The organism is Bacillus sonorensis NBRC 101234 = KCTC 13918 (assembly GCF_001592005.1).
Taxonomy (GTDB): Bacteria; Bacillota; Bacilli; order Bacillales; family Bacillaceae; genus Bacillus; species Bacillus sonorensis.
This window is the reverse complement of record NZ_BCVZ01000001.1, coordinates 207,990-232,271: the sequence shown is the minus strand read 5'-3', so window position 1 is coordinate 232,271 and position 24,282 is coordinate 207,990. Positions and strand designations below refer to the sequence as shown.

The following is a 24,282-nucleotide window of genomic DNA, read 5'->3' as shown; positions in this document are numbered from 1 at the left end:
AGGAAAAATGAGAAATCGCACGGTTCACCCCGGAGAGGTCATGGCGGCCAGCAAATTTAACAAAGTGCATCTGACCGTTTTTCTCTGGTGTTTTTTCGCCATCGCCTTTGATGGGTATGATATTGCGATGTACGGTGTCAGCCTGCCGTGGCTGATGGAGGAATGGAGTCTGACGGCCATCCAGGCCGGGGCGATCGGAAGCTATACATTGGTCGGCATGATGCTTGGCGCACTGCTTTTTTCACCGATCGCCGACAAATTCGGCCGCAAAAAGGTGCTCGGTCTCTGCATCTTTCTGTTCAGTCTGTTTACAGCGGCGTCCGGATTGATCGATTCTCCGCTGCTGTTTACGATCATGCGCTTTATCGCGGCTCTCGGGATGGGCGGTCTGATGCCGAACGCTATTTCCCTGATGACCGAGTATTCTCCGAAAAAAAACAGGGCGGTCATCGTCGCCGCCATGTATTGCGGCTATTCCGTAGGCGGGGTTTTGGCATCCCTTGTCGGCATCTTTGTCGTGCCGGGCACAAGCTGGAGAGTGCTGTATCTGCTTGGCGTGATTCCGCTGCTTGCGCTGCCTTTCTTTTTCAGGCAGTTTCCCGAATCTCTTTCGTTTTATATTTTGCAAAAACAAACGAAGAAATTGGCGAAGATTCTTAACAGCGTACATCCTCATGGCCGATACAGCGAAAGCGATGATTATCAATTTTTCAGCATGAAAGAGACAACAAAAGGGTTTCCTGTCAAAAAACTGTTTAAACAAAAGCGCGCTCCAAGCACATTCGCCTTCTGGCTCTCCGTGTTCAGCTGCCTGCTGATGGTCTACGGACTGAACACATGGCTTCCGAAAATGATGCAGGAGTCAGGGTACGGTCTTTCGTCAAGTCTGTCTTTCAATCTCGTCCTGTGTCTCGGACAAGCGGCAGGGGCTTTAATCGGCGGCTATTTGGCGGATAAGGCCGGACACAAAAAAGTGCTTGCCGGCATGTATCTGCTCGGCGCCTGCTGTTTTGCAGCCTTTGGCTTTACGACGCATCATGCGCTGCTGTACTTGCTGATCGGTTTGGGCGGAGCATGTACAGTAGGGACGCAAAACATTGCGAACCCTTATATTTCGGAATATTATCCGAAAGAAATCAGGGCAACCGGAATCGGCTGGGCATTGGGAATCGGGAGAATCGGAGCGATTATTGCGCCTTCTCTGTTTGCGTTTATTCTTTCGACAGGCATTGATCCGGCGCGGGCATTTATGACATTTGCGATTCCAAGCCTGATCGGGGCGCTCGGCATCATGCTGATTCAGGAAAATCACGCAAGCTTTGATTTGATGTCAAAGCCAAAAAGCGGCGGAATCAAATTACAAGCAAAATAAAAATGAACAAAGCGGGAGGAAAACAAGTTGCGGACACAAATAGGAATCATCGGAGCGGGACCTGCCGGATTAATGCTGGCGCATTTGCTCAACCGCCGGGGAATTGAATCGGTGATCATCGAATCGCGTTCCCGGGAGGAGATTGAGCGGACGATCCGGGCCGGCGTTTTAGAGCAGATGACCGTCGATTTGCTGAATGAAACCGGCGCCGGGGAACGAATGATGAAAATGGGGATGTTCCATAAAGGAATCGAAATCCGCTTTAACGGCAAACGCCGCAGGATTGATATGCATGAACTGACAGGCGGGAAGTATGTCACGATCTATCCCCAGCATGAAGTCATCAAGGATTTAATTTCCGCACGGGTGAAATCCGGGGGGGAAATGTATTTTAGCGTTTCAAATGTGCGCCTTTCTGATCTTGATACGGCAGAGCCTACAATCACTTATTTGAATGAAAATCAGGAAGAGGAAGAGATCATTTGCGACTATATTGCCGGCTGCGACGGATTTCACGGTCCAAGCAGACAGAGCATTCCGGCAGACATCCGCAGAGAATACCAAAAAATTTATCCTTACAGCTGGCTCGGCATTTTGGCGGAAGCGCCGCCGTCAGCGCCTGAGCTTATCTACGCCCATCATGAAGACGGATTCGCTCTTCACAGTACAAGAACGCCGGAGATCCAGCGTTTTTACCTGCAGGTCGATCCGGCTGACTGTATTGAGGACTGGTCTGATGAACGAATTTGGGAAAAGCTACGTTTGAGGCTGTCAACCGATGATGAATGGAGATTGATCGAAGGTCCGGTCATTCAGAAAAACATCGTGCCAATGAGAAGTTTTATTTGTGATCCGATGCAATACGGGCGTCTGTTTTTAGCCGGTGACGCCGCACATATTGTACCGCCGACAGGAGCAAAAGGGCTGAATTTGGCTATGGCTGATGTCCAGGTCCTTGCCGGGGCGCTTCATGATTATTATGCAAACGGTGAAACAAGACGCCTTGAGCGATATTCAGCGGTTTGCCTGCGCCGGATCTGGAAAGCGGAGCGTTTTTCCTGGTATATGACATCAATGCTCCACAGGCATCACCATGACTCTCCTTTTGATTATCAAATCCAATTGGCTGAACTCGATCATGCCACATCATCAAAAGCGGCAGCTCAAAGCCTGGCGGAAAACTATGTCGGACTGCCTCTCGAACTAGAGGAACAGCCTTTAAGCGTCATTTGAATGGTCATGTTTCCAATGGTTTATAAATTCCTGCCTGAATGAGTACATCCCCTTTCCCGCAAATGGTATAATGAATGGTAGCGCAAATGCATAACGAAAGGGTTTACATCATAAATGGACAAGCAATTCATTGACTTACTGATCCAGCCGAAATGGAGAATCATCGATCAATCCAGTCTCGGCCCATATTTTGACGCAAAACAATCATTCGCGATCGATGACACACTGTGCGCGTCGGTCGGAAAGGGACTGTCCCCGGCGACCGCCCGCTCCTGGGTCCACCACGACACGATCGTCCTCGGGATTCAGGATACGAGGCTTCCATATTTAAAAGATGGCATTGCGTTTCTTGAGGAAGCGGGCTACAAGGTCATCGTCCGCAACTCAGGCGGACTTGCGGTTGTGTTGGACAGCGGAGTGTTAAACGTATCGCTTATTTTTCAGGACAAGAAAAACGGCATTGACATTGACCGCGGCTATGAGGCGATGTTTGAGCTGATTAAAAGGATGCTTGCGCCTTACAATGCAGAGGTTGAGGCGTATGAAATCGAAGGGTCGTATTGCCCGGGAAGCTATGATTTAAGCATTGACGGAAAGAAATTCGCCGGGATCTCACAAAGGCGCTTAAGAGGCGGGGTGGCTGTCCAGATTTACTTATGCGCTGATCAAAGCGGAAGCGAGCGGGCGGAGCTCATCAGACGGTTTTACGATATCGCTTTAAAAGACGAACGGGGCAAAACGAAAGCCGCTTACCCCGATATACGCCCGGAAACGATGGCCTCCCTCACAGAGCTTCTCAAGAAGGAGATCTCTGTCCAGGAGCTGATGCTCGCTCTTTTAACGGAGCTAAAGGATCTCAGTGGAGACATCTTTCAGGCGCCGCTGTCAGGCGAAGAAGAAGCCGAGTATGAAAAAAATCTTGTGCGCATGGTCGAACGGAATGAAAAGGTATTTGGATAGGAAAAACAAAAACGCTCCGGTGGATACCGGGGCGTTTTTAAGCTGTGCGAACATCTTTTTTTCGGCGTTTTCCGTATTTGAAAAGCAGCCAGCATGCAAGGCCAATGATGTAGATGAAGCTGCCGGCCATTAAAACGACGGTTGTCGGCGTATGTTTAGCCGCATAAACGAAAAAATCAAGCTGTGATATATCTCCCGCGTCCTTGATCGAATCAGCTCCATAGAGCAGTGTTGTGAATTTGGCTGAATACTTCCATTCCCATGGATCGTTTAAAAGCCCGCTTCCCTGATACCAGCTGGCCAGCGCAGAAAATAAAAACAGAATGGCAGCGGTACCGAACTGGACAATATACAAAACAAATTTCATCAGAAAATCCCCGCCCTTGTTCGTGTCTACGATTTATTATGAAATTCTTGGCACATAAAATCAAGGGATTGGAGAAAAATCCCCCTTCTAAAAAAAGGGGGAGAGAAGCTATTCGGCCATTTTTTCTAAATTTCCATTTCGGTCCATTTTAAAAGCTGGAGCAGCGTGTTCATCATCCTCAAATAAAACTAGTTTTCTTGCACGGTTCATGATTTTTACAAGCGTTTCGTAGTCTTCCTGAATGGTCGATTGATCCTTTTCAAGCTTCTTGACTTCCGCTTCAAGCTTGTCAACCTTTTTCGTGAGTTCTTCATTTTCCCGCTTTAAGCGGTCGTTTTCCATTTTTAAAGCATCTGTTTGTTCCTGATTTCCAGTATAGCTTTGCAAAAAGCGGATGACATCATCCATCGTCAAAGCTGAAGGGGCAGCTCCAGCCTGTCCGGCATTCGGCTGATTTGGCGATAAAAGATGCGACAAACTAGCTAACTCTTCTTTAAAGCTTTCATCAACATAAGGAAGATTTTCGCTTGAGATCGGGGCTTGTTCTTGACTTGTTTCCGCCTCTTTCGTTTTCGGCTGAACGGCTTCTTCGGCAGCATTTATGGCATCCGTTTCGACAGGAGGTTTGTACAGCAGCCGCTTTTTCGCAGGCTGGCCGTTGCCAAGAGCCCGCATCCTCTGTTTCCTCTGCTTTTTGGCCAGCTGCAAGGCTTTTTCATATTGATGCCGCACGACGGCGTTCCATCTAAAGCCGCAGGCGGCCGATGTCCTGTTCAATCTGTCTCCGACTTCCTCAAAGGCGTTCAGCTGTGTGCTTCCTTCCCTGACATGCCGCAGAACGGTTTCGGCAAGCAATAAATCATTTTCCTCAGACCATGCGTCTTGTCTTTGTTTCATCACTTCTCAACTCCCAATATTAGTATTGGTATTAGAGTGTCCAATTTGGAAATATTTATACAAGTTTGCTAAAAGAATAGGAAGCGATTTTTTTAGCGGCCGCTCCTTGCAGGAATGAAAGAATCCTTGTAGAATGAAGGATGGTGTCATTTTTATTACAGCTCGGCAAAACGAAATGCCTTCCATAAAGACAGATGAACAAAACGAAAGGAAGCGTATGAAATGGCTAATGAATTTCGAGTGTGTGACGATTGCCAGGCCACAAATTTAAAGACGCTTTTGCCCCGGCTGAAGGAAATCGATCCGGATGCGAAAGTGGAAATCGGCTGCCAGTCTTATTGCGGTCCTGGACGAAAAAAATCGTTTGCTTTTGTCAATAATCGTCCTGTCTCAGCTCCTACTGAAGACGAGCTGATCGAAAAAGTGAAAAAGAAAGTTAAAAAATAACCGCCTCCCTGATGGGTCAGGCGTTTTTGCTTGTTTTCCGGCTTTTCTTGCATATTGGAACAAGTTCTTGGATAAATTCAAGGATGTTTTCAAAAATCAGACCCGATATAATAGAAACAGACCTAAAAGAGGACGGGCCGATCGGGCAACATTATTGTCGGCAGTACACTTTGATGAAAAAGAACGGATTGGCATGCAAACATTTTGCCTCACGTTTAAAAAAAGAGGGACACAAATGGCGTATCCAAACGGAAAATTATCAGAAGAAAAGGTATTTAAAGACCCTGTACACCGCTATGTCCATGTACGGGACAAGCTGATTTGGGATTTGATCGGAACACGCGAATTTCAAAGGCTGCGCAGAATCAAGCAGCTGGGGACGACCTATTTGACATTTCACGGCGCCGAACACAGCCGTTTTAATCATTCTCTCGGCGTCTACGAAATTGTCAGGAGAATGGTTGACGACGTGTTCAAAGGCAGGGAGGAATGGGATGACGGCGAACGCGACCTTTGTCTGTGCGCCGCGCTTTTGCACGATTTGGGGCACGGGCCGTTTTCTCATTCATTTGAAAAAGTATTCCGCCTCGATCATGAAGATTTTACAAGGGCGATTATTTTAGGCGATACAGAGGTTAACAAGGTGCTCGGAAAAGTGAGTCCGACATTTGCGAAGGATGTCGCTGAAGTCATTGCAAAAACCTATAAAAATAAACAGGTGGTCAGCCTGATATCAAGCCAGATTGACGCTGACCGCATGGACTATCTGCAGCGCGACGCATATTATACCGGCGTCAGCTACGGGCATTTTGACATGGAGCGGATTCTTCGCGTCATGCGTCCGCGCGAAGACCAAATCGTCATTAAGCAAACCGGAATGCATGCTGTCGAAGACTATATCATGAGCCGCTACCAAATGTATTGGCAAGTATACTTCCATCCGGTGACAAGAAGCGCGGAAGTGATTTTGACGAAAATCCTTCATAGAGCAAAGCAGCTTCATCAGGAAGGCTACATTTTTACGCATGCCCCTGTCCACTTTTATTCCATTTTTGAAGGAAATGTCACATTGGAAGATTATTTAAGTCTTGATGAATCGATTATTCTTTATTATTTCCAAGCATGGGAAAAAGAAGAGGATGAGATTCTGTCTGATTTATGCCGCCGTTTCATTAACCGCAGACTGTTCCAGTATGCCGAATTTAATCCGAATGAAGAAATGGCGACTTACTTTGAACTGACCTCGCTGTTTAAAGAATCAGGCATTGATCCCGATTACTATCTTGTGGTGGATTCTTCATCAGACCTTCCTTATGATTTCTACAGACCTGGAGAGGAAGAGGAACGTCTGCCGATCCAACTGCTGACCCATGGCGGTCAGATTAAGGAACTGTCGCGGCAGTCTGATATTGTGGATGCGATTTCCGGCAAGCGGAGGACAGACCATAAGCTTTATTTTCCGCTGGATCTCATCGAAGGGCTGTCAGCCGGCCGGCACGCAAAAAGAATCAAAGAATTGCTTGGACTGACATAGAAAGAAAAGGATGAAGGAGATGTCGGGGATTTGTTAAAAGAACATGCAAAGCTGATGAAGGTGTTCTCAGATTCGGGGGAGATTATCGGGCGAAAAAAGCTGCAAAAGATCATTTATATCGCCAAGAAACTCGAGCTTCCATTCTATGAAAGGTACGACTTCCACTTTTACGGACCGTACTCGGAGGAGCTGACGCTGCAGGTTGAAGAACTGTGCAATCTCGGGTTTCTCCATGAAGTCAAAGAGAAAAAAGGCGGATATTATCAATACCGGTATTCTCCCACCGAGTCAGGAAGGCAATTTTTGAGCCAGTGTGAGCTGGATATGCAGGATATCAAACCCTATATTGATGATGTAAACCGCCAGTCTTCGCGTTTTTTGGAGCTGGTCGCCACGATCCTTTATTTTGAAGGACTGGATCAGCATGAAATCAGAGAAAAAGTGTTTACCATTAAAAGCAAACAGCGCTACACGGATGAAGAGTTTGATGAAGCTGTCGCTTACATAGAAAAACTGAGAAGCCTATGTTAAAAGACCTGTCGGACGACAGGTTTTTTTGTTGTATTTTGTCGATTGTTTGGGAGTTGTAGGGATATAGAAAGAAAGCAGTAGAAAGAACATATGCTATACGGCCTCTTTTTATCTGAATTGAAGGAATTTTCAGATGATTGGAAGAATTTATAATTCGTTCAAAAAAAAGGAGGGGTTGAAAGTGAAAAAACGTTCTTTATTTTTTTCTCTACTATTGTCCGCCGGTTTGCTTCCCGGAATAACGGCAGGAGCCGCCAAAACAAGCGGCCACGATCATGGCCACGCACATGAAGCAAAAGGAAACTATGTCGAATCATTGCCGAAAGCTAACAGTTTTAAAGATTTGAACGGTAAAGTTCAAATTGAAAGAACAACGGTCACGAAGATACTGGATGAAAAAGGGGATGTCACCGGAACGAAAACGTTCAAAAAGAATACAAGCGGAGGGGAATTTTCAACACAGGCATCAACAGGGACCCAAAAGGTAAGCGTTCTGGCTGTGGCGGATGCCCAGTATCGCGCGAAATACGGTGACTGGCAGACGAGAATCGTCCAAATCGTCGAGCAGGCTGATGTGATGTTCAACCGCGATCACAGCATTGATTTTGTCGTGGAGGCTGTAGCGCCCTGGACGTCTATCGGCGGCAACAGCTCTCAGATTCTCTCAAACCTTCGAAGCAGCTTCAGCGGAGGAAAGTATAAATTTGTTGTCGGGTTTACCGCCAACAGCAAGTTCGACGCCGGCGGCATCGCATACGTGTACAGCAGCAAGCCGAGCGGCAGCGCATACAGCGTCAACCTCGATCAGGGAACGGCCAATACCGCCAAAGCGGCTACACACGAATTTTCCCATAACTTCGGTTTGAATCATGATGCACAAGGAAGCGGGATTCGCTGCATTATGAACTACGATTATGCGTATACCGCCGATGTCTGGGATTCGGCCCACAACAGCCAGATCTCAAACAACAAGGCTTGGTATAAATAATCAAAAAGGGCGCCCTGCATGAAGCGGCAGGCGCCTTTTTGATTATAGATCGCTCATTCGTTTACCGGCCACGCCATAATGTTCTTTTTTCATCTCTTCAATAATGACAGCGATTTTTTCTTTCGGCGCCCCCGTTGTTTCAGAGACGGCTTCTGTCACTTTCTCGACAAGGTTTCTTTTTTGTTCGTCAGTGCGTCCTTCCAGCATTTGTACGGTTACATACGGCATATTGATTCCTCCTTTGAAAAAATGGTCGTTCACTTTAGCATCAGTTGCTCTTATAGTATACTTAAGATAGCAAATCTTTGTATACGGGAAAGAGGGAAAATGCCATTTTAGACCGTTTTTTGATATATCCGCTCGAAATGATTCCATATGTCGTATTGACGCTTGCCGCCGCATTTACCGTGCATGAAGTCGCCCATGCGTATGTGGCGTATAAATTTGGCGATGAAACGGCCAAACGGCAGGGAAGGCTGACGCTGAATCCCCTCAAACATCTTGATCCGTTTGGGACGATTTTGATATTTTTGATGGGGTTTGGCTGGGCGAAGCCCGTACCCGTCAACCGCTTTTATTTTAAAAAGCCGAGGCTTGCCGGATTTCTCGTCTCGATTGCCGGCCCGATCAGCAACCTTGTTCTTGCTTTGCTCGGTTTTGTTTTGTTAGTGTTATCTGCAAAGCTGACTTCTGTGCTGCCGACTGCTTTTTATCACGGATTGTTTCAGTTTTTTACGATTTGGATTAATTTAAATCTGCTTTTATTTCTTTTTAATTTGATGCCGTTTCCGCCGCTTGACGGCTTCCGGGTTATACAGGACGTCGTCGCGCCTGATGTGCGGGCGAAGCTGACAAAGTATGAGGCTTACGGCTCGATCGTTTTTCTGATTATCGTCATTACGCCGCTTGGGCAATATGTATTCTGGCCATTTCTCAACGATGGACGGGAATTGATCATATCGATATTCAACATCGTTTTTCGGCCGCTGATGTAGGAGGTATTTTTGATGGAACAAGGAAAAAAGAAAAAAACAATCGGCTTCAATATCATTAAAAGCGACCCCACCGATGGACACGGAGGATTTGGAGCGGGCTCGCTCAGTCTTGACAACATTTCGCCCGTCATTGTCGACGTGACCGAAAAGGAAGCGTTTGTTGATATTGGCGCTATGCATGCAAGAAGCACTGTCGAGAAAGGGATCAAATTTCTTCCGAATAAAGAGGAGGTGCCCAATGGGAAGCCTTATTGGCTTGTCTGGGTCACCATTGACCGCAAGGAGGAAGGCCCTTACTACGCAGGTGTGACGGCTTGTGAAATGACGGTGGACAGAAGCATCCGCCGCGGCTATAAATCGCTTCCGGAGCATGTGAATTTGATGGATAAGTCCATGAAGCGGAAGATTATCGTCGATCATATGGATGAAGATTCAAAAAGCGTGCTTGGCGAGTTTTTGAAAAAACACGATCAGGGGCTTTGGGATCGTTCGTCAGATGAGCTGAAAAAAGGACTGCTTCAGGAATAGACATGCAAAACCCCCGGGTAAGGGCCCGGGGGTTTATTCATCTCTCCTGAACCACTTTTCCCACCATTTCTTCCGTTTTTGCGGTTTTGCGGGATTGTCCGGTTCGGCTTTTTTATGCTGATAGGTTTCTTTGCCAAAGCAAACCTGGCTCGGCTCGGTTCCTTCGATAAAATAGGCGAGATGCTTGGACGGACAGCTCGGAGCCGCGGCATACCCTGTAGAGGGATCGATATACATGCTTTTTACGCCTTCAGGCGGTTCTAATGCGGCCGCTGGTTCATCTTTAAGGGCTTTTTCCATGAACTCCGCCCAAATTTGTTTGGCATAATTTTTTTCTTCTACGATATCGATCGTCCGCTCCTTGTCATAGCCGGTCCATACGCCTGAAGCCAGGCCCGGATGAAAACCGATCATCCAGCTGTCCGTACTGGTCGTTCCCGATTTTCCGGCATATGTCCGGGTCAATTGATCGGCGATCGTCCGTCCGGTTACGGATGTGTAGCCGTTCAGTGATGGATCAAACATGCCGGTCATCATGGCAGCCGTAATAAAAGCGGCTTTTGGATCAAGAATTTGCTTATGGCGGTCCGGTTTTTCATACAGCACCCTGCCGTTTGAATCGGTGATTTTCGTAATGAAAGACGGCTCGATTTTCTTTCCGCCGTTTGCCAGCATGGCGTATGCATTCACCATTTCAATCGGCTTCACCGGCGAAGTGCCGAGAGCCAGCGAAGGCACTTTTTGCAGCGGACTTGTAATGCCGAATCGCTTGGCAGCATCCATCAGTTTGTCCATTCCGAGAAAAAGGTGTGTTTTTACGGCGTAAATATTATCGGACAAAGCGAGGGCCTGAAGCAGGGTAATCGGACCGTCCGCGTAATAGCCATGGTAATTGCTCGGAGAATATGCGCCTCCATTTCCGAGTTCAAATGTCGTTTCCGCGCTTTTCATTCTCGTTGCCGGTGTGAAGCCGTTTTGAATCGCGGAATAGTAAAGAAAAGGCTTCATCGTTGAGCCGGGCTGACGCCGCGCCTGTGTCACGCGGTTGAACGGACTTTTTTGATAATTCCGCCCTCCGACGAGAGCGAGGACGTTTCCGTCATCAGGATTGACTGCGGCAAAACCCGCTTGAATGCCGGACTCCGGATCGATTATATGGTTGATCGTCTTTTCGGCGATTTTTTGCAGGCGGGGGTCGAGCGTCGTATACACGTTGTACCCGCCGGTTTCCGCCTGCTCCGGCGTCAGGTTCAGTACGCGGGCGATTTCTTTGACAGCCTCATCGTAAAAGTATGGAGCGGTCTTTGCCTCTGTTTGCTGTTGTTGTTTTTCATATGTGAGCGGCATGTCTTTTAATGTTTCCGCCTGTTTTTTGGTCAGTTTGTTTTCTTTCTCCATCATCGTCAAAATCATTTCCTGCCGCTGCTTCGCTTTTTGTTCATGAACAAAAGGCGAATAAACCGACGGTCCTTTCGGAATGCCGGCAAGCATCGCAGCCTCGGCTGCATTAATATCCTTGGCCCGCTTGCCGAAGTAAAGGCGTGAGGCTGCTTCGATTCCATAGGCTCCGTGCCCGTAATAAATCGTATTTAAATAGCCTTCCAATATGTCTTTCTTTGAATAGTTTTGTTCGAGCCGTATCGTGTAAAAGGCTTCAGTCCACTTTCTTTTCCATGTTTTATCATGGCCGAGGTAGAGGTTTCTCGCATATTGCTGGGTAATGGTGCTGGCTCCCTGGACCTTGGACATCGCTTTCAGATCGGCAATGGCGGCGCCGGCCATCCGCACATAATCAAAACCGTGATGCCGGAAAAAATTCCGGTCTTCAACGGTCAGCGTTGCATCGATGACAGCGGGATTGATGTCTTTAAGCGGCACCCAATACCGCTTTTGTCCGTAATGGCTTTCACCCATCTGTTTTCCGCTGCCGTCATAAAGCACGGTTGATCTCGGCACCTGAACGGAAGGAGCCCCCTGCCAGCGTGCGGCCAGAATCACCGTCATGATGATGATTGAAAGGAAGAGCAGCATCAATATTCCCATGAACAAAAAAGCCCGTATCGTTTTGATGGTCAAACGGACCCGCTTGTTCGTCATCATGTCCATGCTAAAAATCTCCTCTCAGATTATCAAATGTTCTTATCATTATGAGAAAAAAGAGGAGGATTTAAACAAAAAGAAAAGAAAAAACGCACGGTGAACATGCGTCTCTTAAAAAATGATCACCCCCAATTTGCCGTCTTCATTTGCATTAAATATAGAAAGGAGGATCCCGTTGTTAAAACAAGTAATAAACAAGTATGGAAAAAAGCTGTTCCTTGCAGCCAAATTTCATAGCCCTGCCCATACATCCACGGAAGGAATGATGAAAGCGGAGCGATGGTTGAGAAAATGAGCAGTACAAGCCATATTCCGTACCGGTTCTCAAGTAAAAGTAGCACAGCTACTAAAAAACTGAGAGCGATCCAAGCATATAGAAAAGAAAAAACGGTCCCTGATGTAAAAGGCCCTCCCCAAGCTGCTGTAAAACAAACAAGCAGCACATAGGCTCCCGTCCGCCGATAAATTGTCATCATTTCCTTGATAATCAAGCGTTTTCGGGATAGGATCCGGCCGGGAAATAACGGATATAATTCACGTATGTCCGAAACTTTGCTTAACACAAAGAGCGCCCCGAAAAGAGAAAAACCAATCCATAAGATGGAATCGGCTGGGGTGCTGTTTGTGAAAACAACCGCTACATCTAATGGCCCTCCTTCATTGTTCCACACTCTTAAATCGAGCGATTGCTTCACCCACAAAGAAACTGATCCTAGCAATAACCAAATGATGCTGATTCGTTTTCTCATCATCGGTCTGCCCTTGGCATGACAAGATTTGTCTGAACAATGATTCGATAAAAAACAAACCATAGAAGAAGAACGGCGCATTCATTTGACAGCATGACTATTAGGGGATCAGCTCCATATGCATGAACCGATAATATCATTCCTTCTCCGGGGATTAGGCCTTTGGAAGATATGTTTGCTTTAAAAAGGCCTGTTATTCCAAATGACCATCCTAAAGATAGCATGAATGAGATCAGTACTTTTTTCATTATAAATGCCCCGGCCATTCCTAAAAATACGATAAAGCATAAACACCACCAATCAATAAACCAGCGCGAGACGACAAACCAAAAAGGCGAATCGGTTAATTGGAAAAACGGATGGGAATTTGCGTGTGCGTAGCCGCCGAATTTAAAATAGCCAATAACAATGCTCCAAAATATTAATATGATAACAACATAGGCGGCAATAGATGTTCCAAGCGTAATATAGGCCCAAAAAAGTGTACTGCGTTTAGAAATACGAGCCAATGAGGCCGTTCCAAACGGCGTCCATAACCATTGTGTCGTATCGAAACATAACAATGTAACAGACAGCCCGGCAAAAAAAGCGATCACAAGCAGGGAACCGCTGACTTCCAAGAGCCAGTCGAGCAGCGACGGAACCGCTGAAATTGGAATATAAACGGGTGGAAAAACAGAGACCGCTGCTCCCGAAAGCAAGAAAATCAGTAAAAGCCTTTTCCAGCGCCCGACTATATGCAGCCTTAAAACGTGTTTCATCATACCGGTTGAACTTCCTTTAAAACGCCTTCTTCAAGCATATACACACGATCACACAAACGCTTAATCTCTTCTTTATTATGTGAAACTAAAGCGATGCCGGCGCCTTGCTGCCGCGCTTCAAAAATCATTTCTTCAAAGCGCTTTTTGCTATCTTCATCAAGAGCGTTTGTAGGCTCATCAAGAAGAAGTAATTTTGGTTTCTCCATAAATACTTGTACAAGGCCTAAGCGTTGATTCATACCAAGTGAATAAGTTTTAACAGCATCTTTTAAATGGGGATCGAGCTTGAATTTTTCCATAGTAGATCGGATTTCCGCTTCCCCGATCTCACCCTTTAATTTAGCGAGCATTTGCAGGTTTTCATATCCGGATAAACGTTCGATAAACCTGGGGGTTTCAATCAATAAACCGATATTGCCGGGAAATTGTCCTTTTTTTATCTTTTTTCCATGAACAATGACATCTCCGCGGTCGGCATACATTAATCCAGCCAGCAGTCTTAGAATAGTCGTTTTGCCTGAACCATTTCCCCCGACAATTCCGACGATTTCATTCTCATTTATTGTTAAATTTATATCTTCTAATACGCGTTTTCCTTTAAATCGTTTTTGCACCCCGTGAAGTTCTGCGATCATCGGACAAGCCCCTTTCTTCTTTTGGATGATAACGTTATAAATAGCAGGAAAGCATAGATTGCTGCAAACCCAAGCCATGTGATGGTGTTGATTTCAAGGGAATGCAATCCGCTTTCCTGTTCATAAATCAGAAGATCGTTAGAATAGGATGGTACCCAAGATTCAGGGATTGCCATTAAGTTCATCAGGATAATCGGTAAAAGGACAATCAAAATAAACGGATAAACAATCGTTTCCCAAATACGTTTTGCAAATTGCAAAATCCATAGGGAACATAAGGCATATCCAATAGCTTGAATCATCTGAAGGCAAATCAGGATTGTAGTAGTCTGGAATTGACCAAAAATGCCGTTTAATCCGGGAGCAATGATCCTTGGATCAGAAGCCCATTGAAAACCGTGGGTAATCCCCAAAAAAAGAAGTGATAGAAAATCACCGAGAAGTATGTATAAACATACACATGCTAATATAAAACATATTTTTTTGGAGATGTATGGTTTATAGCCAATCCGCATGATGCTCCATATCCGCATATCACTCAGCCATTCTCTTGCTGCTATTTCCGAAACAAGCAATACAACTAAAAGCGGGAATACTAATGAAGAAGGATTAATATTGCTGAAATAACCATGGAATACCAAAGCGTTAATACCCGTTCCATTTATTAAACGGTTGAATTCGAACACAGTAATGCTTAAAGGGAATAACAGTATAATTACCAACAACGGCAGTTGCTGCTGTTTAAAAGGCAGAAAGTAGTTTTTTGTTTTCATAATAACCTTCCTTTTTTAAAGTGAAAAAACGCTGCTGGAACAGCGCTTTCTCACCACTTTGTATTTTTAAGGAGCCCATTCAACATGTGCAGTTGTCGTGAAGTAGTTTATCCATGTTGTTTTAAAGGACGCATGCAATTTAGCACCTTTTAATCCAGTATAATGATATTGGGCGTGGGGATGTTTTTCCCCGCCATCCCATGTCCTGTCCGGCCCTACTTGTTTATCGGTAGCATGCACTTCAATCCAAGAGTACACCTTATGACTATTCTTACTAACAAACGTTCCTTGAGTATTAGAAACAGCTTTTCTGCCTACCGTATCCCAATCTCCTGTTCGTGGCAGTGTGACATTTTTCTTATACCAAGTAGCAGCTGATGCGCTGATAGGTGCAATAACCATGACGGCTAAAGCGACTATCATAAAAACTTTTTTCAATATAATCCCTTCCTTTCTTTAAAATACTTTCTCATATTATTCCTTTATAGGTAAAAAGTAAAGTATTTTAAGGAAAAATATCGATAAATTATCTTTTAATGGAATTTTATTGCATGCAACTAATTATCAAATAGCTGCACAGGTCTTAATCCCTTTTTGAAACTAGAAAAATCAGATTTGATTAAAAGTAAGCATAATAAGGATATTTTTTATTCCCAAAGGAAATAAGCTTGATTATTATAAAAGAAAAATTATCCAATGTGAATACTTTAAATTATATTAAGGGAATTTATTCAATTTGAATTTTTCGGAAATTTCTTTATAGAAGCTGTTTTTATTTACTTGAAAATTTCAAACGGTTTTCGCCGCTTCACCTGAAGAGCCGTCTTTACAATTTCCTTTAACTCCTCTATACTTTTTCTTTAGGCAAAAGCCGATCCTGCTTGCAGAATAATCGTCGCCAGAGACGAGAAAAATAGATGGGAATACAGCTCATATTGAAAGGAAGATGAAGCTTTGAGCGGACTTTGGTATACAGAAAAGCAAACGAAGAATTTTGGCATTACAATGAAAATCAACAAGACTTTACATACAGAGCAGACCGAATTCCAAAAGCTTGAAATGGCGGAAACTGAAGAATTCGGAAACATGCTGTTTTTGGACGGCATGGTCATGACATCTGAAAAAGATGAGTTCGTTTATCATGAAATGGTAGCTCATGTTCCGCTGTTTACGCATCCGAACCCGGAGCAGGTGCTTGTCGTCGGCGGCGGCGACGGCGGCGTCATCCGCGAAATTTTGAAGCATCCGAGCGTAAAAAAAGCTACGCTTGTCGATATCGACGGAAAGGTCATCGAATACTCGAAGAAATTTCTTCCGGCAATCGCGGGCAAGCTTGATGATCCGCGCGTCGAAGTGAAAGTCGGCGACGGCTTCATGCACATCGCCGAATCTGAGAACGAGTATGATGTTATTATGGTTGACTCCACAGAGCCTGTAGGTCCGGCCGTCAACCTGTTCACGAAAGGCTTTTACGCTGGAATTTCCAAAGCGCTGAAAGAAGACGGCATCTTTGTCGCCCAAACGGACAACCCTTGGTTTACGCCTGAGCTGATTACAAACGTTCAGCGCGATGTGAAGGAGATCTTCCCGATTACAAGGCTGTATTTGGCAAATATCCCGACATATCCAAGCGGTCTGTGGACGTTTACAATCGGATCGAAAACATACGATCCTCTTGAAGTGGAGGAGAGCCGCTTCTTTGACGTCGATACGAAATACTATACAAAAGATATTCATAAGGCGGCATTCGTGCTTCCGAAATTCGTCAGCGATTTAATCAAATAAAAAGCCGATGCGCAGGATGAGATTCTGCGCTTTTTTTCAGGAGGTTTATGGAACATGAGATTTGATGAAGCATATTCCGGAAAGGTATTTATCGCAAGCCGCCCGGATTGGGAGGATGCCGAGGCCATTCTGTACGGCATGCCGATGGACTGGACGGTCAGCTACCGTCCCGGCTCCCGTTTCGGTCCGGCGCGAATCCGCGAGGTGTCCATCGGGCTTGAAGAATACAGCCCTTATTTGGACAGGGAGCTTGAGGACGTCCGCTTTTTTGACGCGGGCGACATTCCCCTGCCTTTTGGCAATCCTCAGCGCAGTCTTGATATGATCGAAGAATTTGTCGACAGCATTTTGGAAAAGGGGAAATTTCCGCTCGGGATGGGCGGGGAGCACCTTGTTTCTTGGCCTGTCATTAAAGCGATGTATAAAAAATATCCGGATCTGGCCATCATCCATATGGATGCGCACACAGATCTCCGCGTCGATTACGAAGGGGAGCCGCTCTCGCATTCAACGCCGATCCGCAAAGCGGCGGAATTGATCGGTCCGGAAAATGTCTTTTCATTCGGAATCCGCTCAGGCATGAAAGAAGAGTTTGAATGGGCGAAAGAAAACGGCATGCACATTTCCAAGTTTGAAGTGCTCGAACCGCTCCGGCAAATCCTTCCTAAGCTCGCCCGCCGTCCGGTCTATGTGACGATCGATATCGATGTCCTTGATCCGGCTCATGCGCCTGGAACGGGCACGGTTGACGCCGGAGGCATCACATCGAAAGAACTGCTTGCATCCATCCATGAGATTGCCCGTTCTGATGTGAAAGTCGCCGGGGCGGATCTTGTGGAAGTGGCGCCGGTGTACGACCATTCTGAGCAGACGGCGAATACGGCGAGCAAGCTGATTCGCGAAATGCTGCTCGGCTGGGTAAAATAAGTCAAGCTGTCCATTTTCGGACAGCTTTTTATAATTGACGATTTCTTTAAAAAGTGTTTATATTAAGCGCTGTTCTGTTAAGATGTATATAAGGGGACAGCGGTTGAACTTTTATCCTTGAATGATTATACTAATCAAGTCAAATCCGAATGAAAAAGGATGTGTCGGAATGGATCGGGAGACACCCGTAAAGATTCATGTGAAATCTGTTATCCAGGAAGGATCAGACTTGGAAACGATTGAATTCCGGACAACCGGATTTTATTATATGAAAAAAGATAAAGTATACCTTTCCTATCATGAAGAGCATGAGGCCGGCAAGGTCAAAACCATTGTTAAAGCAAGTGAAAATGAGGTATTGGTCATGCGTTCCGGCGCGATTGAAATGAAGCAGCGTTTTATACGGGGAAGCCGTACGGTCACCCATTATAAAATGCCATTCGGAAGGCTCGAACTGGGGGTTAACACAAAGGATATATCGGTCAATCACCAGCCGTTAAACGGAAATATCAATATTGTCTACGATATGCTTGTAAGCGATGATCAAAAGCACTTACATAAAATGTCGATTTCGTATAGAGGAGGACATGATTTATGAATATAGTCGAACAGATGAAGGATGTGCTGAAGCAGGAAATCAAAGAGGCGGTCATAAAAGCCGGGCTGGCTGAGGCGGCGGATATTCCGGAAGTCGTGTTGGAAGTGCCGAAAGATAAAGCCCACGGCGATTACTCGACAAATATGGCGATGCAGCTGGCAAGAATCGCGAAAAAAGCGCCGCGCAGCATTGCGGAGGACATTGTCGCTTCCTTTGATAAAGGAAAAGCGTCAATTGATAAGCTTGATATTGCGGGGCCGGGATTCATCAACTTTTACATGGATAATCAATATTTAACAAAGCTCATCCCCGCCGTGCTTGAAGCCGGAGAAGCGTACGGCGAAACGAATGTCGGCGCCGGAGAGCGCGTTCAGGTTGAATTTGTGTCGGCAAACCCGACAGGAGACCTTCATCTGGGACATGCCCGCGGCGCCGCAGTCGGTGATTCCCTGTGCAACATACTTGAAAAAGCGGGCTATGATGTAAGCCGCGAATATTATATCAATGATGCCGGCAATCAAATCAACAACCTCGCACTTTCCGTCGAAGTCCGTTATTTTGAGGCGCTCGGCAAGGAAAAGCCGATGCCTGAAGACGGATACCGCGGCGAGGACATTAAAGAAATCGGCCGCAAGCTCGCCGAAGAGTTCGGCGACCGCTTTATTCATGAAGAAGAAAGCGAGCGCCTTGCCTTTTTCCGCGAGTACGGCCTCAAATACGAATTGGGCAAGCTCCGCGAAGATCTCGAGAATTTCCGGGTCCCGTTTGATGTCTGGTATTCCGAGACCTCGCTTTACCAAAACGGAAAAATCGATAAGGCGCTTGAAACGCTTCGTGAAAAAGGGCATATCTATGAAGAGGACGGGGCGACATGGTTCAGATCAACGGCATTTGGCGATGACAAAGACCGCGTGCTGATTAAAAACGACGGTTCCTACACATACCTCCTGCCGGACATCGCCTATCATAAAGACAAGCTTGACCGCGGTTTTCAAAAATTGATCAACGTATGGGGCGCGGATCATCACGGCTATATTCCGCGCATGAAGGCGGCCATTGAAGCGCTCGGCTATGATAAAGAAACGCTTGAGGTCGAGATCATCCAGCTTGTGCACCTTTACAAAAACGGCGAAAAAATGAAGATGAGCAAAAGAACGGGCAAAGCCGTGACGATGCGTGACTTGATCGATGAGGTCGGCCTTGACGCGGTCCGCTATTTCTTTGCGATGCGCAGCGCCGACACACACATGGACTTTGACCTGGACCTTGCCGTTTCTTCATCAAACGAGAATCCGGTATACTACGCGCAATATGCACATGCGAGAATCTGCAGCATGCTGCGTCAAGGAGAAGAAAAAGGGCTTCTGCCAGGAGGGAATCTTGAACTGGAAAAGATATCCTCTGAAAAAGAATATGATGTACTAAAAGTGATCGGCACTTTCCCTGAGGCTGTCGCCGATGCCGCTCAAAAACGGATACCTCACCGCATCACAAATTATATATTTGAACTGGCATCCGTGCTCCACAGCTTTTACAATGCCGAGAAAGTGCTCGATCCGGCAGATGAAGAAAAAAGCCGTGCGCGTTTATCCTTGATGAAAGCAACGCAGATCACCCTCAATAACGCGCTTAAACTAATCGGCGTTTCCGCGCCTGAAAAAATGTAAACAAAAAATCCCTTATCTTTTGGATAAGGGATTTTTTATGTTTTGCAGCATATGACTTGAAATTTCATGGTATGGTAAAGGGAATCAAGCAAAGGAGGCGGCAATGATGGAGACAGAACACATCGATGTAGGCAACGGGTTTTTTATTTCGACAAATAAAAAGAAACTTAATATTGAACGCATCCACCATTTCTTAAGCGAGCAATCGTATTGGGCAAAAGGGATCAAACAGGAGCTTGTCAACGAAATGATTCGGAATGCGCCGCTTTGTATCGGATTGTATGCAGATGACGGGAAGCAGGCCGGATTCGCCAGGGTGATCACGGACTTTGTCCGCTTCGGCTGGGTGTGCGACGTCTTTATTTTTCCTGAATACCGGGGCCGTTCCCTGGGGAAGAAGCTTGTTGAAGCGATCGTGAGCCACCCGAAGCTCGGCGGCGTATGCCTGATGCTGGCGACTGATGATGCGCACGGTCTTTATGAACAATACGGATTTGAAAGACCTGAGCATCATCAGAAGCTGCTGATGAGAAAATTGAATATGGAAGCGGTCGAGAAAAGCTACGGGCTATAAAAAATCAGAGGAATGGGAAGGGGGCAGCCCTTCCTTACTGAGTCCCTGCCCTGCTATTAGAAATAATTGACCTCGCTTTTTGAACTAAAGTCCCCGCTTCTTTCCCTTCAATCACAATAAGGCATTCTTTTTCCCAATTGGCCATCCTGAACATTTCCAGTTCGATCAAATCTTTAATTTTACACATCGTTTTTTTGGAACATATATAAAGCTGATGTTTGGCTGAACGGCAAAGGCGGTACAGCTCGATCAGGTTTTTCAAGGTCATGGACTGCGCGCGCAGTTTGATAGACTCTGCTGTATTCATAGTACATCCCTCCATATGTAATCAAATATCCACTTTGGTGAATTGTTACCCGCGGTGCTGATATGGTAAACATGACAATGTGATTACAAAAAATAAGCAACCGACCTTGCCAGCCATTCGACAGGCCGCTGTAAAAGCGGGCGCCTTGCATACCGCTCCCTTGTCAGAAGCTCGGAATGTTCGACGCTTTCCTTGACAACATGCAAAAATTGCTTCGTCCATTCTTTATCATGGATGATCACGTTCATTTCATCATTTAAAAACAAGCTTCGATTATCAAAATTCGAAGTCCCGATCATCGCGTGCCGATCATCGACAATCAAGGCTTTGGCGTGGTAAAAACCCCTGTAATACCGATAAATAAAACAGCCTGCTTCCAAAAGGGCATTGAAATACGTAAAGGCCGCTTCTTTGACAAGCGGATGATCAGCTTTCATCGGAATAAGGATCGACACGATCACGCCCCGCTTTCTCGCTGATAACACTGCTTGCTGCAGGGCTTGGCTCGGAATGTAATAAGGTGTGCAAATCATGATTCTTTCTTTTGCCTGGTCAATAAATGAAACGTATTTTTCCTCAAGTGTAAAACCTCTGGTGGCATGCATGGTATGAGTGACAGACCCTTTATGCAAAGGGGGAAATACATCGCTTTTCGGCTTTGCCTCAGGCGCTTCTCTTTTTACATCCGTTAAAAAAACGTGCTGCAAATCAGCGACACCCTCGCCTGTCATCCGCAAATGATAATCCTTCCACGGCCCGAATTCCGCTTTCTTTCCAAGGTATTCCATCGCAATGTTAAAGCCGCCCACATAGCCTATCTTTCCGTCGATCACCGCTGCTTTTCGATGATTCCTGGCGTTCAGCCGATAAAAGAAAAATGGAAATGAGGGACGGTTTGTAAAGTGAACGTGCGCCCCGCTTTCTTCTAAGCTTCGCAAGATGTTTCGCTTCACTTTCATGGCGCCGATCCGGTCGATCAGCAAGTAGACGGATACGCCGGCTTCTGCTTTGTCTTTTAGCACGTTCAGAAATTCAAGGCTGATGTCATCATGCTTAATAATATAAAACATGACATGGACAGATGAAGCGGCTTGGCGTATATCGTCCATGATCCGCTCACACAGATCTTCTCCATTATGAATCAGTTCAATGTCGCTTTTTTTCTCGGGAAAAACGGGTTCATAAGCTTTTTTTTGAAAAGCTTTGCGTCCGAAATAAAAATCAAGCACAAGCAGCGTGATAATCAACAGAATGATCATAAGCGGAACCACTGAAGACACTCCCTTTTTGCGTGTACACATTAGTGTCTCCCCAATTGCAAGATTTATGAAAAAGCATTGACTGAACGCTCATTCATTATTTAAGATAAAGATAGACAGACGGGGTATTCATTTAGGGGAGATCAGGTTACGGAAATGAAAGGGGGAGCTGGTGGTGAGTTTTTTGCTGTGGTTGAATTTCATTGCATTTCTTGGTGTAACCGCTTACGCCGTTTATCTGTTCATCTATCTGGTCAGAACGAGAATCAGCTATATCAGGCTCGGGCAAAAAGAAGTGTTTGATAAACGGATTAAAGAACGGCTTCAAAGAATATGGGAGAATGTGTTCGGGCAAAAAAAGCTGCTCAAAGATAAAAAGAGCGGAATCATTCACGTGATCTTTTTTTATGGTTTTATTCTCGTCCAGTTTGGAGCGCTCGATTTTATTATCAAAGGGCTTTTGCCTGGCAGAGGGCTGCCTCTCGGAAAAGGATATCCGGTGTTTACGTTTTTTCAGGAAATCGTGACGCTTTTGATCCTGCTCGCGGTCGGCTGGGCTTTCTACAGGCGGTATATTGAAAAGCTCGTCAGGTTGAAACGCAACTTCAAATCGGGCATCGTCCTGCTTTTGATCGGTGGATTGATGTTCACCGTCCTGCTTGGGAACGGGATGAATATTATCTGGCGCGGGCATTCGCTGTCATGGACTGAACCGACGGCCTCTCTGGCCGCATACGTATTTGGCTTTATGGGTGAAACCGCGGCAGGAGCCGTTTTCTATGCGGCGTGGTGGGCGCACCTTTTGATTTTGCTGACGTTTTTGGTCTATGTTCCCCAGTCCAAGCATGCCCATTTGATCGCCGGACCAGCAAACGTCTTTTTCAGCCGGCTGACAAACCCGGGAAAACTTGAAAAGATCGATTTTGAAGATGAATCAAAAGAGACATTCGGAGTCGGACGCATTGAAGAATTCAGGCAGTCCCAGCTGATCGATCTTTATGCATGTGTGGAATGCGGCCGTTGTACAAATATGTGCCCGGCAACAGGCACTGGAAAAATGCTTTCGCCGATGGACCTGATATTGCGGCTCAGAGACCATTTAACGGAAAAGGGAGCAGCAGTGACTTCAAAAACGCCTTGGGTTCCGGCGCCGCTTTTTCGGCATACAAAGGGAAATCAGCTGGCGCTGGCCGCCGGGGGAGAAGGGTCAAGGGAAGCGGCCGCTTCAGAGATCTACAATCCAAGCTTAATCGGTGACATCATTACCGAAGAAGAAATTTGGGCCTGTACGACCTGCCGGAATTGCGAAGACCAGTGTCCGGTCATGAATGAACATGTCGACAAGATCATTGATCTCCGCCGCTATCTCGTGCTGACGGAAGGAAAAATGGACACCGATGCCCAGCGCGCCATGACGAGCATTGAAAGACAAGGCAACCCTTGGGGATTAAACAGAAAAGAACGTGAAAACTGGCGTGATATAAGAGAGGATGTCGAGGTGCCGACGGTAAAGGAAATGAAGAAAAAAGGCGCATCATTTGAATATTTGTTTTGGGTCGGCTCAATGGGTTCGTATGACAGAAGAAGCCAAAAAATCGCGATGGCTTTTGCCCGCCTTCTCAATCAAGCAGGCGTCACATTTGCGATTTTAGGAAATAAAGAAAAGAATTCAGGCGATACCCCGAGGCGGCTCGGCAATGAATTTTTATTTCAGGAGCTTGCGGCGAAAAACATTGAAGAATTTGAGAAAAACGATGTTCGAAAAATTGTAACGATCGATCCTCATGCATACAATGTGTTTAAAAATGAATATCCTGATTTTGGTCTTGAAGCGGATGTTTATCATCATACAGAAGTTCTGGCAGGTCTTATTAAGGACGGGAGGCTTAAACCGGAGTTTCCGGTTGATGAAACGGTCACTTTCCATGATTCATGCTATTTGGGCCGCTATAACGAAGTGTATGATCCTCCGCGTGAGATCCTCCGTTCAATACCGGGCGTACGCTTAGTCGAAATGGAACGGAGCCGGGAAAACGGGATGTGCTGCGGAGCCGGGGGCGGCCTCATGTGGATGGAGGAGGAGACGGGAACAAGGATCAATGTGGCCAGAACAGAACAGGCGCTGCTTACCGGCCCTTCGGTCATCAGCTCGGGGTGTCCGTACTGCCTTACGATGCTTGGCGACGGAACGAAAGCAAAGGAGCTGGATGATCAAATCGGCACATACGACGTGGCCGAACTGCTTGAACGCGCCGTATTTGGCGCGGAAGAGAAGGAGCATGCTTCATAAGG

26 protein-coding genes are annotated in these 24,282 nt (G+C 46.1%); 15 read left to right on the top strand and 11 right to left on the bottom strand.

The window, feature by feature from the left end; all coding sequences use genetic code 11:
• Positions 1 to 7 precede the first annotated feature (7 nt).
• The 3 genes from BTR1S_RS01115 (at position 8) to lipL (ending at position 3,565) form a co-directional block, all read left to right on the top strand.
• Positions 8 to 1,372, top strand: coding sequence for an MFS transporter (locus tag BTR1S_RS01115; protein WP_006639474.1), 1,365 nt, complete (start codon positions 8 to 10; stop codon positions 1,370 to 1,372).
• A gap of 27 nt (positions 1,373 to 1,399) precedes the next feature.
• Complete coding sequence (gene pobA, locus BTR1S_RS01110) at positions 1,400 to 2,605, top strand: 4-hydroxybenzoate 3-monooxygenase (protein ID WP_029419652.1); 1,206 nt, start codon at positions 1,400 to 1,402, stop codon at positions 2,603 to 2,605.
• A gap of 114 nt (positions 2,606 to 2,719) precedes the next feature.
• Positions 2,720 to 3,565 (top strand): octanoyl-[GcvH]:protein N-octanoyltransferase, encoded by an 846-nt coding sequence (gene lipL / locus BTR1S_RS01105; RefSeq protein ID WP_006639472.1) that lies wholly within the window; start codon positions 2,720 to 2,722, stop codon positions 3,563 to 3,565.
• Between the two features lie 37 nt (positions 3,566 to 3,602).
• Here lipL and BTR1S_RS01100 read toward each other — a convergent pair whose 3' ends face one another.
• Positions 3,603 to 3,932: a YjdJ family protein gene (locus BTR1S_RS01100; protein WP_006639471.1), complete on the bottom strand. Its 330-nt coding sequence runs from the start codon at positions 3,930 to 3,932 to the stop codon at positions 3,603 to 3,605.
• Between the two features lie 108 nt (positions 3,933 to 4,040).
• The gene (locus BTR1S_RS01095; protein ID WP_029419651.1) at positions 4,041 to 4,832 is read right to left on the bottom strand and encodes an RsfA family transcriptional regulator; all 792 of its coding nucleotides are present in this window, start codon (positions 4,830 to 4,832) and stop codon (positions 4,041 to 4,043) included.
• Between the two features lie 219 nt (positions 4,833 to 5,051).
• On the opposite strand from BTR1S_RS01095, the gene BTR1S_RS01090 reads away from it, so the two are divergent.
• The 4 genes from BTR1S_RS01090 to BTR1S_RS01075 all read left to right on the top strand — a co-directional run bounded on the left by BTR1S_RS01090 (position 5,052) and on the right by BTR1S_RS01075 (position 8,329).
• On the top strand, positions 5,052 to 5,276 hold the full coding sequence (locus BTR1S_RS01090; protein ID WP_006639469.1) for a YuzB family protein: 225 nt from the start codon (positions 5,052 to 5,054) through the stop codon (positions 5,274 to 5,276).
• A 235-nt stretch (positions 5,277 to 5,511) separates the two neighbouring features.
• Positions 5,512 to 6,810: an HD domain-containing protein gene (locus BTR1S_RS01085; protein WP_006639468.1), complete on the top strand. Its 1,299-nt coding sequence runs from the start codon at positions 5,512 to 5,514 to the stop codon at positions 6,808 to 6,810.
• 30 nt (positions 6,811 to 6,840) lie between these two features.
• Positions 6,841 to 7,341, top strand: a complete 501-nt coding sequence (locus BTR1S_RS01080) for a YwgA family protein (protein ID WP_006639467.1) — start codon at positions 6,841 to 6,843, stop codon at positions 7,339 to 7,341.
• Between the two features lie 181 nt (positions 7,342 to 7,522).
• Complete coding sequence (locus tag BTR1S_RS01075; protein WP_006639466.1) at positions 7,523 to 8,329, top strand: zinc-dependent metalloprotease; 807 nt, start codon at positions 7,523 to 7,525, stop codon at positions 8,327 to 8,329.
• Between the two features lie 42 nt (positions 8,330 to 8,371).
• Here the strand turns inward: BTR1S_RS01075 and thmT are convergent, their stop codons facing one another.
• Entirely contained in the window at positions 8,372 to 8,557 is a 186-nt protein-coding gene (gene thmT, locus BTR1S_RS01070; RefSeq protein WP_006639465.1) for a 2-hydroxymuconate tautomerase, read from the bottom strand.
• 137 nt (positions 8,558 to 8,694) lie between these two features.
• Here thmT and BTR1S_RS01065 point away from each other — a divergent pair, with 137 nt between their 5' ends.
• A complete protein-coding gene (locus BTR1S_RS01065) occupies positions 8,695 to 9,324 on the top strand; it encodes a site-2 protease family protein (protein WP_051397557.1) in 630 nt (209 codons plus the stop codon).
• Between the two features lie 12 nt (positions 9,325 to 9,336).
• The gene (locus tag BTR1S_RS01060; RefSeq protein WP_006639463.1) at positions 9,337 to 9,852 is read left to right on the top strand and encodes a YwhD family protein; all 516 of its coding nucleotides are present in this window, start codon (positions 9,337 to 9,339) and stop codon (positions 9,850 to 9,852) included.
• Positions 9,853 to 9,885: 33 nt separating this feature from the next.
• On the opposite strand, the gene BTR1S_RS01055 is transcribed toward BTR1S_RS01060, so the two are convergent.
• The 6 genes from BTR1S_RS01055 to BTR1S_RS01030 form a co-directional block, all read right to left on the bottom strand.
• The gene (locus BTR1S_RS01055) at positions 9,886 to 11,958 is read right to left on the bottom strand and encodes a transglycosylase domain-containing protein (protein WP_029419649.1); all 2,073 of its coding nucleotides are present in this window, start codon (positions 11,956 to 11,958) and stop codon (positions 9,886 to 9,888) included.
• 116 nt (positions 11,959 to 12,074) lie between these two features.
• Positions 12,075 to 12,701, bottom strand: coding sequence for a hypothetical protein (locus tag BTR1S_RS01050; protein ID WP_155910200.1), 627 nt, complete (start codon positions 12,699 to 12,701; stop codon positions 12,075 to 12,077).
• On the bottom strand, positions 12,701 to 13,465 hold the full coding sequence (locus BTR1S_RS23000; RefSeq protein ID WP_255265698.1) for a hypothetical protein: 765 nt from the start codon (positions 13,463 to 13,465) through the stop codon (positions 12,701 to 12,703). Before BTR1S_RS23000 ends, BTR1S_RS01050 begins: the two co-directional genes overlap by 1 nt.
• Positions 13,462 to 14,100, bottom strand: a complete 639-nt coding sequence (locus BTR1S_RS01040; RefSeq protein WP_006639459.1) for an ABC transporter ATP-binding protein — start codon at positions 14,098 to 14,100, stop codon at positions 13,462 to 13,464. Before BTR1S_RS01040 ends, BTR1S_RS23000 begins: the two co-directional genes overlap by 4 nt.
• The gene (locus tag BTR1S_RS01035; RefSeq protein ID WP_006639458.1) at positions 14,097 to 14,873 is read right to left on the bottom strand and encodes a hypothetical protein; all 777 of its coding nucleotides are present in this window, start codon (positions 14,871 to 14,873) and stop codon (positions 14,097 to 14,099) included. The genes BTR1S_RS01040 and BTR1S_RS01035 overlap by 4 nt, the downstream gene beginning before the upstream one ends.
• 66 nt (positions 14,874 to 14,939) lie before the next feature.
• The gene (locus BTR1S_RS01030; protein ID WP_006639457.1) at positions 14,940 to 15,311 is read right to left on the bottom strand and encodes a hypothetical protein; all 372 of its coding nucleotides are present in this window, start codon (positions 15,309 to 15,311) and stop codon (positions 14,940 to 14,942) included.
• Positions 15,312 to 15,827: 516 nt separating this feature from the next.
• Between BTR1S_RS01030 and speE the strand changes: the two genes are divergently transcribed.
• The 5 genes from speE to BTR1S_RS01005 all read left to right on the top strand — a co-directional run bounded on the left by speE (position 15,828) and on the right by BTR1S_RS01005 (position 20,424).
• Positions 15,828 to 16,658: a spermidine synthase gene (gene speE, locus BTR1S_RS01025; RefSeq protein ID WP_029419647.1), complete on the top strand. Its 831-nt coding sequence runs from the start codon at positions 15,828 to 15,830 to the stop codon at positions 16,656 to 16,658.
• 54 nt (positions 16,659 to 16,712) lie between these two features.
• Positions 16,713 to 17,585, top strand: coding sequence for an agmatinase (speB, locus tag BTR1S_RS01020; RefSeq protein WP_006639455.1), 873 nt, complete (start codon positions 16,713 to 16,715; stop codon positions 17,583 to 17,585).
• A gap of 169 nt (positions 17,586 to 17,754) precedes the next feature.
• On the top strand, positions 17,755 to 18,183 hold the full coding sequence (locus BTR1S_RS01015) for a YwiB family protein (RefSeq protein ID WP_006639454.1): 429 nt from the start codon (positions 17,755 to 17,757) through the stop codon (positions 18,181 to 18,183).
• Complete coding sequence (argS, locus tag BTR1S_RS01010; protein ID WP_029419646.1) at positions 18,180 to 19,850, top strand: arginine--tRNA ligase; 1,671 nt, start codon at positions 18,180 to 18,182, stop codon at positions 19,848 to 19,850. The genes BTR1S_RS01015 and argS overlap by 4 nt, the downstream gene beginning before the upstream one ends.
• Before the next feature lie 106 nt (positions 19,851 to 19,956).
• Positions 19,957 to 20,424, top strand: a complete 468-nt coding sequence (locus BTR1S_RS01005) for a GNAT family N-acetyltransferase (RefSeq protein ID WP_006639452.1) — start codon at positions 19,957 to 19,959, stop codon at positions 20,422 to 20,424.
• A gap of 34 nt (positions 20,425 to 20,458) precedes the next feature.
• Here BTR1S_RS01005 and BTR1S_RS01000 read toward each other — a convergent pair whose 3' ends face one another.
• Together BTR1S_RS01000 and cls are read right to left on the bottom strand one after the other, a co-directional pair.
• Positions 20,459 to 20,731 carry a hypothetical protein gene (locus BTR1S_RS01000; RefSeq protein ID WP_006639451.1) on the bottom strand — a complete coding sequence of 91 codons (273 nt, stop codon included), beginning with the start codon at positions 20,729 to 20,731 and terminating at the stop codon, positions 20,459 to 20,461.
• A gap of 83 nt (positions 20,732 to 20,814) precedes the next feature.
• Positions 20,815 to 22,032 carry a cardiolipin synthase gene (gene cls / locus BTR1S_RS00995; RefSeq protein WP_051397554.1) on the bottom strand — a complete coding sequence of 406 codons (1,218 nt, stop codon included), beginning with the start codon at positions 22,030 to 22,032 and terminating at the stop codon, positions 20,815 to 20,817.
• Positions 22,033 to 22,165: 133 nt separating this feature from the next.
• Here cls and BTR1S_RS00990 point away from each other — a divergent pair, with 133 nt between their 5' ends.
• The gene (locus BTR1S_RS00990; RefSeq protein WP_006639449.1) at positions 22,166 to 24,280 is read left to right on the top strand and encodes a (Fe-S)-binding protein; all 2,115 of its coding nucleotides are present in this window, start codon (positions 22,166 to 22,168) and stop codon (positions 24,278 to 24,280) included.
• Positions 24,281 to 24,282: the final 2 nt, after the last annotated feature.